14 protein-coding genes are annotated in these 11,782 nt (G+C 53.6%); all 14 read left to right on the top strand.

Going from position 1 to position 11,782, the window contains the following annotated elements; genetic code table 11:
- Window positions 1-171 precede the first annotated feature (171 nt).
- Window positions 172-828: a hypothetical protein gene (locus HMPREF9162_RS08710; RefSeq protein ID WP_009439043.1), complete on the top strand. Its 657-nt coding sequence runs from the start codon at window positions 172-174 to the stop codon at window positions 826-828.
- Window positions 829-914: 86 nt separating this feature from the next.
- Entirely contained in the window at window positions 915-1,205 is a 291-nt protein-coding gene (locus tag HMPREF9162_RS08705; protein ID WP_009439007.1) for a hypothetical protein, read from the top strand.
- A complete protein-coding gene (locus HMPREF9162_RS08700) occupies window positions 1,195-2,319 on the top strand; it encodes a DUF2800 domain-containing protein (RefSeq protein ID WP_009439059.1) in 1,125 nt (374 codons plus the stop codon). Before HMPREF9162_RS08705 ends, HMPREF9162_RS08700 begins: the two co-directional genes overlap by 11 nt.
- Window positions 2,320-2,330: 11 nt before the next feature.
- A complete protein-coding gene (locus HMPREF9162_RS08695; RefSeq protein WP_009439008.1) occupies window positions 2,331-2,891 on the top strand; it encodes a DUF2815 family protein in 561 nt (186 codons plus the stop codon).
- 67 nt (window positions 2,892-2,958) lie between these two features.
- Window positions 2,959-4,911, top strand: coding sequence for a DNA polymerase (locus tag HMPREF9162_RS08690; protein ID WP_009438997.1), 1,953 nt, complete (start codon window positions 2,959-2,961; stop codon window positions 4,909-4,911).
- A 107-nt stretch (window positions 4,912-5,018) separates the two neighbouring features.
- Entirely contained in the window at window positions 5,019-5,222 is a 204-nt protein-coding gene (locus tag HMPREF9162_RS08685) for a hypothetical protein (protein ID WP_009439088.1), read from the top strand.
- Window positions 5,219-5,614, top strand: coding sequence for a DUF4406 domain-containing protein (locus tag HMPREF9162_RS08680; RefSeq protein WP_037350502.1), 396 nt, complete (start codon window positions 5,219-5,221; stop codon window positions 5,612-5,614). The genes HMPREF9162_RS08685 and HMPREF9162_RS08680 overlap by 4 nt, the downstream gene beginning before the upstream one ends.
- Complete coding sequence (locus tag HMPREF9162_RS08675; RefSeq protein ID WP_009439048.1) at window positions 5,611-6,189, top strand: hypothetical protein; 579 nt, start codon at window positions 5,611-5,613, stop codon at window positions 6,187-6,189. The genes HMPREF9162_RS08680 and HMPREF9162_RS08675 overlap by 4 nt, the downstream gene beginning before the upstream one ends.
- Entirely contained in the window at window positions 6,186-8,483 is a 2,298-nt protein-coding gene (locus tag HMPREF9162_RS08670; RefSeq protein WP_009438996.1) for a virulence-associated E family protein, read from the top strand. Before HMPREF9162_RS08675 ends, HMPREF9162_RS08670 begins: the two co-directional genes overlap by 4 nt.
- 230 nt (window positions 8,484-8,713) lie before the next feature.
- The gene (locus HMPREF9162_RS08665) at window positions 8,714-8,995 is read left to right on the top strand and encodes a VRR-NUC domain-containing protein (RefSeq protein ID WP_009439038.1); all 282 of its coding nucleotides are present in this window, start codon (window positions 8,714-8,716) and stop codon (window positions 8,993-8,995) included.
- Window positions 8,988-9,665 (top strand): ORF6N domain-containing protein, encoded by a 678-nt coding sequence (locus tag HMPREF9162_RS08660; protein WP_009439075.1) that lies wholly within the window; start codon window positions 8,988-8,990, stop codon window positions 9,663-9,665. Before HMPREF9162_RS08665 ends, HMPREF9162_RS08660 begins: the two co-directional genes overlap by 8 nt.
- Window positions 9,666-9,702: 37 nt before the next feature.
- The gene (locus HMPREF9162_RS08655) at window positions 9,703-11,046 is read left to right on the top strand and encodes a DEAD/DEAH box helicase (RefSeq protein ID WP_009439086.1); all 1,344 of its coding nucleotides are present in this window, start codon (window positions 9,703-9,705) and stop codon (window positions 11,044-11,046) included.
- Window positions 11,043-11,255, top strand: a complete 213-nt coding sequence (locus tag HMPREF9162_RS08650) for a hypothetical protein (RefSeq protein ID WP_009439025.1) — start codon at window positions 11,043-11,045, stop codon at window positions 11,253-11,255. The genes HMPREF9162_RS08655 and HMPREF9162_RS08650 overlap by 4 nt, the downstream gene beginning before the upstream one ends.
- Entirely contained in the window at window positions 11,252-11,692 is a 441-nt protein-coding gene (locus HMPREF9162_RS08645) for a hypothetical protein (protein ID WP_009438989.1), read from the top strand. Before HMPREF9162_RS08650 ends, HMPREF9162_RS08645 begins: the two co-directional genes overlap by 4 nt.
- Window positions 11,693-11,782: the final 90 nt, after the last annotated feature.

The following is an 11,782-nucleotide window of genomic DNA, read 5'->3' as shown; positions in this document are numbered from 1 at the left end:
GTTGTCCAAGATGGCCATAGGACGGCGGGATGCGAATAGGGATGCTGACAGGTAACGAGCTTGTCAGTATCTCTATGCTCCCACCGTGCTTCTTTATGCCCATTTTCGGATAGAAGCCCGTGCGTAGTTTTGCATCCCGCCGTTCGGCAAGAACGAAAGGAACGCAAAACTATGAAAATCCAGCTCAACGGCATCATTAAAGACTACTCCGCGCAGGAGGTCAAGGCACTCCGACAGCAGGGACATCGTTTTCAGCTCAGTAAGAAGCTGGGCGTGTATGTCCCCGTCCTGATTCAGATCCACGAAAACGGAAGATTACGGGATACGGGCATGGACGAACTCGTCCGGCGAAAGGCTACCGGAGAAAAGTTCCTCAAGGCGTCGGAGCGGGCAATTTATACACCTGTCGATGCCGAGCAATACTCTGCTGTCATGCGACCGATCTGGCGGGAGGATAAGCGGGAAAAGCGTGGGCAGCACTGTATCTATGAAGGAAAACCCTGCTGCGCCAATCGCAGCTGTGATGGCTGCTCACATCCCGTGTATCGGACAATCTCCTTGGAGCGTGCGGTGGAAGTCAACGATCCCGCGCTTCCCGTTCACGAGGATGTCACCGAGACCGTCAGTTGCAGAGAGCGCAATCGCAAATTGTACGAGGCTCTCGGTGAACTCGATCCCATCGACCATGAAATTCTCGTCCGCAAGGCGGCGGGAGAGTCGGAGCGTGCGATTGCCGCTGCTGTCGGCTTCAAATCTAAGGAAAGCGTCCGCAAGCGCATGAATAAGTTCATGCCCGGGCTTCAGGCACAGCTCAAAGATTTTATGTAAAAATCGGTGACCAAAACATACGGTGGTGTCCTCTTCTTTATAGGAGGGTGAAAATCCCCGCAGTCAATCGAAAGGAAGTGATCTCCATGCGGGAGGAAAATGAAGCAATAGCCGAGCTTATCGGCGTTCTTCACCGACTGGTCGATGTCTTGGAGGAATTCGTGCAGAGTTCTGAAGGAGAGAAACCGTTGCCAACGGAGAAGACAGAAGCACCGACCCTTGAGGAGGTACGCGCCGTACTTGCGAAACTCTCTGTCGCAGGACATAGTGGCGCCGTCAAGGCACTGATTGCCAAGTTCGGTGCGGACAAACTCAGCGACATCGTACCGGAGCAGTATGTGGCACTCTTGAAGGAGGCTGAGCGCATTGGCACGTAAGCACGCCGTCCTCTCTGCATCTTCTGCCGCACGATGGATTGCCTGTCCGCCGTCGGCACGGCTCAATGCGGATAAATCCGATATGCCGAGCGAGTATGCCGCCCAAGGGACTGACGCACATGCGCTCTGCGAGTACAAACTCCGCAAGGCTCTGGGCGAAAAGGCACGTGATCCGACCAAGCATCTCGCCTCCTATGACACTGAGATGGAAGAATGTGCCGAGGCATACTGCCAGTTCGTGATGGAACTGGTCGGTCAGTTCCGCGCCGAGAGTAAGGACACGATGGTTTCGGTGGAGCAGCGCGTCGACTTCTCGGCGTTTGTGCCGGATGGCTTCGGCACAGCCGACACGCTCATCGTCTCCGGTAAGACCGTCTGCATTGTGGACTACAAGCACGGCAAGGGCATCGAGGTCAGTGCAGACCATAATCCGCAGATGATGTGCTACGCGCTCGGCTGCGTCCAGTTGTTCGACGGTCTGTACGACATCGGCGATGTGCGGATGGTGATCTTTCAACCTCGTCTCGCCAACATCTCAGAGTTCAGCATCTCGAAAGCCAACCTTCTGGCATGGGCGGCAGATACGCTTGTACCTGCGGCAAAGCTGACACACGCAGGAGAAGGCGAGTTCAGTGCAGGGGCGCACTGTCAGTTCTGCAAGATCAAGGCGACCTGCCGTAAACGGGCAGAGTACAATCTGGAACTCGCCCGGTATGACTTCGAGATGCCGCCGACACTGGAGGATGCCGAGGTGGAGGCGGTGCTTGCAAAAGCCGACACGCTCGCCGCATGGGTCAGCGACATCAAGGAATACGCCTTGCAGCGGGCAATCCAAGGAAAACAGTGGGCGGACTGGAAACTGGTCGAAGGCCGCTCGAATCGGAAGTACACCGATGAGACGGCGGTCGCCAAAACCGTCAAAGAAGCAGGCTTTGAGCCGTATGAGCAAAAACTGCTCGGGATTACAGCAATGACTGCACTTCTTGGAAAAAGTAAGTTTGAGGAACTGCTCGGAGGCTTCATCGTAAAGCCACAGGGGAAACCAACCCTCGCTCCGATGAGCGACAAGCGGCCTGTGATGAATACCGCAGCAGAAGATTTTAAGGAAAGTTGAGGAAAAGTACCATGGCAAAAGTTATCAATCCGACAAAAGTGATCACGGGAGTCAAAACACGTTGGAGCTATGCCAACGTCTGGCAGGCAAAGTCCATCAACGGCGGTGCACTGAAGTTCAGCGTATCACTCATCATTCCGAAGAGTGATACCAAAACCGTGACGGCAGTCAAGAACGCCATTCAGGCGGCATACGATGAGGGACAGAGCAAACTCAAGGGCAACAGTAAGTCCGTTCCCGCACTCACGGCGATCAAGACACCACTCCGTGATGGTGATGCGGAACGCCCGGACGATGAGGCGTATAAGGACAGCTACTTCATCAATGCAAACTCGGCCACAGCTCCCGGTATCGTGGATGCCGCCCGCAATCCGATCATCGAGCACTCGGAGGTCTACTCCGGTGTGTACGGACGCGCAAGCATCAACTTCTACGCATTCAACAGCAACGGCAATCGCGGAATTGCCTGTGGGCTGAACAACCTGCAGAAGATTTCCGACGGGGAGCATCTCGGCGGAAAGACACGTGCCGAGGATGATTTCACTGATGAGGACGAAGATTTCCTTAGCTAAATAGGACTAGGTGACATGGGCAGTGGGGATTCGTCTTCACTGCCTTTGTCACGGAAGGAGACGTGACATGGAATCATTGTCTATCGATCTTGAAACTCGGAGCAGTGTGGATATTGGGAAAAGTGGTGTTTATCGATACGCAGAGGCAGAGGATTTCGCGATCTTGCTCTTTGGATATTCCGTGGACGGCGGTGCTGTGCAGGTCATTGACATTGCTAACGGAGAACAGATTCCGCAGGAAATTCTGGATGCTCTGACCGATGAGAGCGTCATCAAGTGGGCATTCAACGCCAACTTTGAACGTGTGTGCCTGTCGCGTTACTTGTCGGACTTGGGGATAGCCCTCGATCCGTTCCATGACAATCATCCACTTTCTACGGAGTGTGCCCGCTTTCTGAGTCCCCACAGTTGGCGATGCACAATGGTCTGGTCTGCCTACATGGGACTGCCGCTCTCACTTGCCGGCGTTGGACGTGTGCTTGGACTGGAAGAGCAGAAAATGAACGAGGGTAAGGCTCTGATCCGCTATTTTTCAACGCCTCCGTTCCACGAACCCACGGGAGCGAAGTGGGACCTCTTCAAGTCTTACAACCGCCGCGATGTCGAAGTGGAGATGGCGATTCAGAAGCGTCTCTCCAAATATCCTGTGCCGCAGTCGGTGTGGGAGGAGTATGTACTCGACCAGGAGATCAATGACCGCGGGATACGTCTGGATATGCCCTTGGTGGAGAACGCCGTCCAGATCGACGTGCGAACCAAGGAAAAACTGACGGACAGGCTGAAAACTTTGACCAGCCTTGAGAACCCGAACAGTGTCACGCAGATGAAGGCATGGCTCAAGGAGCAGGGAGTTGAAACCGAGTCGCTCGACAAGAAGTCCGTGACTGCCCTCCTTGCCAATGTTCCCGATCCGCTGAAGGAAGTACTGGAACTTCGGCAGCAGCTTGCAAAATCCTCGGTGAAGAAATATCAGGCAATGCAGAATACCGTTTGCTCGGATGGTCGTGCACGGGGGATGTTCCAGTTCTATGGTGCGAACCGTACCGGGCGGTTTTCGGGACGCCACATTCAATTACAAAATCTTCCTCAGAATCATCTCGCCGACCTCGAATACGCCCGCAGTCTCGTGCGGCAGGGAAGTTTTGCGGCACTGGAACTGCTCTATGAATCCGTGCCGGATGTCCTGTCACAGCTTATCCGTACTGCTTTTATTTCCAAGGAGGGCAGAAAATTCATTGTCGCGGACTTCTCTGCCATTGAAGCACGGGTACTGTCATGGCTTGCCAAGGAACGATGGCGCATGGACGTTTTTGCAAATGATGGCGACATCTACTGCGCTACAGCGGGCAGGATGTTCCATTGCAATGTGGTCAAGCATGGAGAGAACGGGCATCTCAGGCAGTATGGTAAATTAGCAGAATTGTCGAGTGGATACGGCGGCTCCGTTGGTGCGCTGAAAGCATTCGGTGCATTGGAGTCTGGGATGAAGGAAGAGGAGCTGAATCCGCTCGTGGATGCATGGCGTGCAGCAAATCCGAACATCGTGGACTTCTGGTGGGCGGTGGATCGCGCCACGAAGGACTGTATCAAGGAGCGCAGCACAAAGGTTACCCATGGCATCCGGTTCATCTATCAAGGCAGCATGATGTTCATCGAGCTTCCGTGTGGGCGCAGGCTTGCCTATGTGAAGCCGCGCATTGGGGAGAATCAGTTTGGCGGCGAATCCGTCACTTACATGGGACTCAATCTCTCGAAAAAGTGGGCACGGATTGAATCTTACGGACCGAAGCTCGTGGAGAATGTCACGCAGGCGATCAGTCGCGACATTCTCTGCTATGCCATGCAAACGCTGCGGACGATGGACATTGTTGCACACGTCCATGATGAACTCATCATCGAATGCGACGAGCGAGTTTCTCTTTCTGCCATTTGTGAGCAGATGGCGCGAACCCCGCCTTGGGCAGACGGACTCCCGCTCCGTGCCGATGGTTTCGAGTGCCAATTCTATCAGAAAGATTGACTTCAATCCTCCCGTGAAAAATGGGAGGATTTTTGGTGACCAAAACCTCCCTGTTCGTCCTCTTACTGATGAGAGGAACTAATCAGTTTTCAAAGGGAGGAAATCTTATGTTCTATGTCAAGGAAAACATCAATGACACTCTGGAGGTCACGGTGGAAATCAACGATGAGAATGTCTTCTGTCACTGTCCGCGCTGCGGAGCGGAAGTGCCTGTTGATCTCAATGAATTCTTCGGCGATTCGGAGTTCGACCTCTTCGGCACGGCGATCTGCTGCACGGAATGCAGCAGGAAGATGAGGTGCGAGAAATGATCGAGTTCAGAAATCACGAGGGATATGCCGACCCTACGGCGCACGCAGCTCTCACGAAGGTGCTCCGACAGAATCTGTTCACTTACATCTGTTCGCCCTATCGGGACAATCCGCGCGTCAACGTCATGCGGGCGCGGCAGTACTGCAAATTTGCTGTGGGCAGGGGGCGGATACCACTCGCGCCGCATCTGTACTTTCCTCAGTTTCTGTCGGAGGTAGATGAGCGGGAGAAAGCGATGGATATGAATTTCGAGCTTCTGAGGCTGTGCGGCGAGGTTTGGGCGTTCGGCGAGCGAATCACCGAGGGCATGGCAGCGGAGATTGCTCATGCCGAGCGGCTGCAGAAGAACATCCGCTATTTCACAACGAAGTGCGAGGAGGTTTCGCCATGAAGGTAATAGAGACAGAATACAAGGGCTATCTTTTCCGCTCACGCTTGGAGGCGCGGTGGGCAGTGTTCTTTGATGCCTGCGGTGTTCGTTGGGAGTACGAGCCGGAGGGGTATGTGCTCAATAACGGTCAATGCTATTTGCCGGACTTCCTGCTCCACGATGTTGACGGAAGAGCAGGCGGGGATCTCCATGTGGAGGTCAAAGGGAAGATGACCAAGGATGATGCCGCCAAAATCAACCAGTTCAGCCAAGGTAAGCACCCGCTCCTCGTTGTTCCCGGGATTCCTGACGGAGACGGTATTGGAGATATTGAATCCTACTGCCGCGAGTGGGGGCGTTACGGTTTCCCCAGCTTTGGCGGCGGACCCTATCCCTTCAACTTTCAGACCATCGACGGAGATTACTACGTTGCTCATCCCAGCATCAACAAACAGGGCAAATTTGAGCTTTTCGGTGATGACAGCAGCTATACGATGGACAGGGACGATGCCTCCACCGTACAGGCGTTCAAGCTGGCACGGCAGGCAAGATTTGAATATGGACAGACACCGAGGGTGAGGAAGGTGCGCGTATGAGAGAATTAGCATTTTGTCTTGGCAACAGCCGTGCGGCTCTTGTCTGGCATCCAGGAAAAATGACGATGGACGCTCTTTGGGAAAAATTGCAGAATCCCATCCGTACTGCCGAAACCGCTGCAGAATACCGTTCCATGAAGAAGTGCGAACGGGATGTCGTGAAGGACAAAGGCGGATTCTTTGCGGGAACGCTGAAAGGGACGCGACGGCGGGCGACCGAGGTTATCAGCCGCTCCATGATTACCTTAGATCATGATCGACTGGAGCAGGGCTGTTTCGATGATTTTGCCTTCAAACATTGCACCATCGTCTACACCACCCACAGCCATATCCCGGAAGCCCCGCGAGCGAGAATCCTCGTACCACTGACGCGGGATGTCACACCCGATGAGTACAATGCCATCGCCCGTTATCTTGCAGACGAGATCGGCATGGATACGGTGGATCTCTGTTCCTTCAAAATCAATCAGCTGATGTACTGGCCGACCGCCTCTTCCGACGGAGAGTACATCTGCCGCAAATATGAGGGCGGCTGGCTCGATCCCGATGTGTTTTTGGCAGCGCATCCGAACTGGCAGGACTGCAGCTCCCTGCCAACTGCGCCGGGCGAAAAGGAAGCGGTGGAAAGGGAGCGCAAAAGACAAGCCGATCCTCTGACCAAGGAAGGAATTGTAGGAGCGTTCTGTCGTGCGTACTCCATCCAGGAAGCAATACAGACCTTCCTCTCCGATGTGTATGAGCCGACTGCCGACGAGAATCGGTGGGGCTATACGAAATCGGCGAGCATTCCCGGCGTGATGATTTATGACGGCAAATTCGCCTACAGTCACCATGCCTCTGATCCTGCCTACGGAAAGCTGTGCAACGCATACGATCTCGTAGGGACGCATCTCTTTGATGGTGACTTTACCCGGATGGCTGAATTTGCCGCCAAGAACGAAAAAGTGCGCACCCTTGCACTCAAGGAGCGGCAGGAACGGGCTGTCGAGGACTTTGCCGAGGAGGAAGACTGGAAAGCAAAACTGGTGCGGCAGAAAAAGTCCACACAGCTTGAGAATTCCCTCTACAACATCAAGCTCATCATGCAGAATGATCCCTACATGAAAAACATCGTCTTTAATCAGCTGGCAGACGGCATGGAGATCAAGGGGGAAGTGCCGTGGTCACATCCCGGTAAGTTCTGGCGGGATGCGGACGATGCCCAGCTCATCTGTTATGTAGATGACAACTACGGCACGTTCTCGGCGCGAAACTATGACATCGCCGTTGCCAAAGCCGTGGACGACCGCTCCTACCATCCGATACGGGAGTATTTTGCGGCGCTGCCTCCTTGGGACGGTGTGGCGAGAGTGGACACGCTTCTTATCGACTACTTGGGCGCAGCCGACAACGCATATACCCGTGCCGTCAGTCGGAAAGTGCTGTGTGCGGCCTATCGACGCATCAAAGAGCCGGGCATCAAGTTTGACTATATGCCCGTTCTCAACGGCGCACAGGGCATCGGAAAATCCACCTTCATCGCCAACCTTGGCATGGATTGGTTCTCCGACAGTCTGACCTTATCGGATATGAATGACAAGACCGCCGCCGAAAAGCTGCAGGGGTACTGGATTCTCGAGATTGGCGAGCTTGCCGGAATGAAGAAAGCCGACCTCGATAAGGTGAAAGCCTTTGTGTCGCGGGTGGATGACAAGTATCGGGCGAGTTTCGGCAGGCGGGTAACCTCCCATCCGCGCCAGTGCGTGTTTTTCGGCACGACCAACAGCGAGAACGGGTATCTACGGGACATCACAGGAAACCGCCGCTATTGGAACATTAAACTGAGCGGCAGCAGCAAATATAGACCCTGGCAGATGACCTCGGAGCTTGTGCAGCAAATCTGGGCGGAGGTGATGATTCTCGCCGATGCCGGAGAAAAGCTGTATCTGCCCCCGGACTTGGAGGAATATGCCAAAGAGGAGCAGCGGGAAGCGATGGAGCACGATGAGCGTGAAGGTCTGGTGCGTCTCTATCTCGATACGCTGCTTCCCGCCAACTGGGACGAGATGGATCTCTATCAGCGGCGGGAGTTTTTGCGGGGCGATGATACGACTCCCGTGGGGACAGACGTGCGCGTGATTGTCAGCAACATGGAGATTTGGTGTGAGTGCTTCAGCAGGAAAAAAGAGGATTTGCGTTCCATGGACAGCTATGCGATAGCAGCCATCATGTCCAGACTTCCTGAATGGGAAAAACAGCCCACACCCCAACGTATCGCAATTTACGGACTGCAGAGGATCTATCGCCGCTTGTAACTTGTACGGAAGTTGTAACTTGCAGCAAAGCCCGTACCATAAGGCTTTGTTACAAGTTACAAGATTTATATATGTAAATAGAAACATAATAATTCCGTACATGAAAAACGCGAATACGCGCATATATGCGTATATAGGGATTTTCTGTAGCCTTGTAACAAGAAACAACGTGAATCCGTTGATATGACTGGCTTTAGAGGTGATACAACCTCATGTTACAGGAGGAAAAGTTGTACGAACGGACGATTGAGCAGAAACTTGCAGCAAGAGTCAAAGCAATGGGCGGTATCGCTCCGAAGTTCACCTCGCCGGGATTCGATGGAATGCCCGACCGACTGGTGCTTTTGCCCGGCGGCAGAATGGGCTTTGTGGAACTGAAAACACCGGGGAAGAAGCCGAGAGCCTTGCAGCTCGCCCGTCATAGGCTACTCCGACGGCTTGGATTCAAGGTGTATGTGATTGACGGAATCGAGCAGATTGACAGCGTATTGGAGGAAATCGACCATGAATGAACTTACGGTATTGGAACACAACAGCATTCGTGTCATGACCACGGATCAGCTTGCCGAGGCGTATGGCTGTAAGGCAATTCATATCCAGCAGAATTTTAAGAACAACAGGGCGCGATTCGTTGAGGGGAAGCATTACTTCAAACTTGAAGGTGCTGATCTCAAGGCTTTCAAGGACTCACTCGAAAATATCGAGTCAGTTGTCGGGAGTCGCGCACCGTCTCTGATTCTTTGGACGAAACAAGGCGCGGCGCGCCACAGCAAGATGCTGGGAACCGAGCGGGCATGGGATGTTTTTGATGAGCTGGAAGAAAGCTACTTCAACCCTATGAGGAACATGACGCCCGAGGAATTTCTGCTATACAGTGCACAGCGAATGGTGGAGCAGGCAAAGGCAATCAAGGCGGCAAATGCACGGATTGACAAGGTGGACGAGCGGCTTCTTGAGGTCGAGTCCAAGCAGATGACCATCGATGAGCACCACTACACCATCATCGGCTATGCCAATCTCAGGGGAGTTCGTGGAGTGAGTCGGGATGCCGCCGCAAGACTCGGACGCAAAGCCTCGGCAATGTCCAGAAAGCAGGGCTACCACATCGGCAAGGAGTACGATGCCAAATACGGCATGGTGAATACCTATCATGTGGATGTGCTGCAGGAAGTGTTTCGGTAATGGAAAAGTTGATTTTACAGATCGGAGGTGATGCCCCGTGAAGTTCATACCGCATGATTACCAACAGTACGCCATCGACTTTATCGAAAGCCATAAAACTGCCGCCGTACTCCTGGATATGGGACTTGGAAAAACGGTGATTACTCTCACGGCCCTCAACGACCTGCTGTTTGACCGATTCGAGATTTCCCGTGTCCTCGTTATCGCGCCGCTTCGTGTGGCGCGGAATACATGGCCGCAGGAGATCAGCAAGTGGGAACATTTGAAGCACCTCCGCTATTCCGTAGTAGTCGGAACGGAGAAAGAACGTCGGGAGGCACTCCGCAAGCAAGCCTCTCTCTACATCATCAACCGGGAGAATGTTCCGTGGCTCGTGGAGAAAACAGACTTCGTCTACGATGCCATCGTGATTGACGAACTCTCCTCGTTCAAGAATTGGAGCAGCAAGCGATTCAAGGCACTTATGAAGGTTCGCCCCTTGGCAAAGAGAGTCATCGGACTGACGGGAACGCCATCCGGCAACGGCTTGATGGACTTGTTCGCGGAGTTCAAGGTACTCGACATGGGACAGCGTCTGGGGAGATTCATCACGAAGTATCGGCAGGATTACTTCATGCCAGACAAGCGCAACGGGCAGGTGGTGTTCTCCTATGCACCGTTGCCCGGAGCCGAGGAGCGGATTTACGAGAAAATCTCCGACATCACCATCTCCATGAAAGCCGCAGACCATCTGGGGATGCCAGAGCTGATAGAGAGCGAATACAGCGTCCGCATGAATGAGGCTGAGAAGAAGATATACACCGAGATGTGCGATCAGTTGGTTTTGCAGATGAAGGGCGATGAGGTGACGGCGGCAAATGCCGGAGTCCTGTCCGGGAAACTCGCCCAGATGGCGAATGGTGCGGTTTACACTGACGATGGGACTACACTGCATATCCACGACCGCAAACTCGATGCCTTGGAGGACTTCGTCGAGAGCATGAACGGCAAGCCGCTTCTCGTGGCGTATTGGTTCAGGCATGATGCGGAGCGCATCGAAAAGCGTGTGACGTGTGTGCGACTGGATACAGATGACGCAATCGCCCGTTGGAATCGTGGAGAAATCTCCGTCGCCCTGATCCATCCGGCGAGCGCAGGTCACGGACTGAACCTTCAGAGCGGCGGCTCGACCTTGGTGTGGTTTGGTATCACTTGGAGTTTGGAACTCTACCAACAGACCGTGGCGCGGCTCTATCGGCAGGGGCAGACAGCGAAAACAGTGGTGGTGCAACACATCATTGCCGAGGGCACGATTGACGAGAGAATCCTCCGTGCCTTGAAACGGAAGGACAAGACACAGGCGGCACTGATTGAAGCCGTCAAAGCGGAGGTAACATCATGAACTATGAGATTCTGGCAAACGCCATCGTCGAACAGGCGGCAAAGGATTATCGGTGGGCGAGATCGGCTCTCGGAAAAGACGAGGAAAATGTTGCAGCGGCAGCGATGCGCTCCGAGACGGAGCGGTTCTTCCGTTCCGCATGGTTTGGTCAGTTGACGAGCATAGACGGAGAGTGGCTGCTTGAGAAGTTGGAGGGGGAATTTGCATGACAGCGAAAGAATATCTGAGTCAGGCATGGAACATTGATCGGCGCATCAATGATAAGGTCGCCCATGTGTCGCGGCTGCGTGACATGGCAACAAATGTGAGCGCCGTCATCAGCGACATGCCAAAGAGTCCGAGTCCAAACAATCAGCGGATGGAGACCATCATTGCGCGGCTCACCGACACGGAAGATGAGATCAATGCAGACATCGACCGTCTGATCAGTCTGAAACTCGAGATCATGAATACGATCTGGCAGGTCACGGACGAAAACGCTCAGATGGTGCTAGAGCGTCGCTACCACCGTTTCAAATCGTGGGAAGATATTGCGGCAGATATGCGCGTCAGCATTCGGTGGGTGCATAAGATTCATGCCAAGGCTCTGGATGATGTTGAAAAAATTTTGGAAAAAAGACAGCAAAGTGCGTCTGAGTTCACATAAGTTCACAAAGGTTCACGTTGCGTTCATAGGGTTGACAGTGATATGATAGACTCAGCAAGAATAGGATATGGAATCAGCCTTCTCGGAGAA

The sequence above is a fragment of the Selenomonas sp. oral taxon 137 str. F0430 genome, from assembly GCF_000183625.1.
GTDB lineage: Bacteria > Bacillota > Negativicutes > Selenomonadales > Selenomonadaceae > Centipeda > Centipeda artemidis.
Note: the sequence above shows the minus strand (reverse complement) of the source record. Positions and strands in the feature narration are given on the sequence as shown.

Bases quoted from the DNA above. Each gene is read 5' to 3' on its own strand.
- HMPREF9162_RS08710 (WP_009439043.1), top strand. From the start codon at position 172: ATGAAAATCCAGCTCAACGGCATCATTAAAGACTACTCCGCGCAGGAG.
- HMPREF9162_RS08705 (WP_009439007.1), top strand. From the start codon at position 915: ATGCGGGAGGAAAATGAAGCAATAGCCGAGCTTATCGGCGTTCTTCAC.
- HMPREF9162_RS08695 (WP_009439008.1), top strand. From the start codon at position 2,331: ATGGCAAAAGTTATCAATCCGACAAAAGTGATCACGGGAGTCAAAACA.
- HMPREF9162_RS08690 (WP_009438997.1), top strand. From the start codon at position 2,959: ATGGAATCATTGTCTATCGATCTTGAAACTCGGAGCAGTGTGGATATT.
- HMPREF9162_RS08685 (WP_009439088.1), top strand. From the start codon at position 5,019: ATGTTCTATGTCAAGGAAAACATCAATGACACTCTGGAGGTCACGGTG.
- HMPREF9162_RS08680 (WP_037350502.1), top strand. From the start codon at position 5,219: ATGATCGAGTTCAGAAATCACGAGGGATATGCCGACCCTACGGCGCAC.
- HMPREF9162_RS08675 (WP_009439048.1), top strand. From the start codon at position 5,611: ATGAAGGTAATAGAGACAGAATACAAGGGCTATCTTTTCCGCTCACGC.
- HMPREF9162_RS08670 (WP_009438996.1), top strand. From the start codon at position 6,186: ATGAGAGAATTAGCATTTTGTCTTGGCAACAGCCGTGCGGCTCTTGTC.
- HMPREF9162_RS08660 (WP_009439075.1), top strand. From the start codon at position 8,988: ATGAATGAACTTACGGTATTGGAACACAACAGCATTCGTGTCATGACC.
- HMPREF9162_RS08650 (WP_009439025.1), top strand. From the start codon at position 11,043: ATGAACTATGAGATTCTGGCAAACGCCATCGTCGAACAGGCGGCAAAG.
- HMPREF9162_RS08645 (WP_009438989.1), top strand. From the start codon at position 11,252: ATGACAGCGAAAGAATATCTGAGTCAGGCATGGAACATTGATCGGCGC.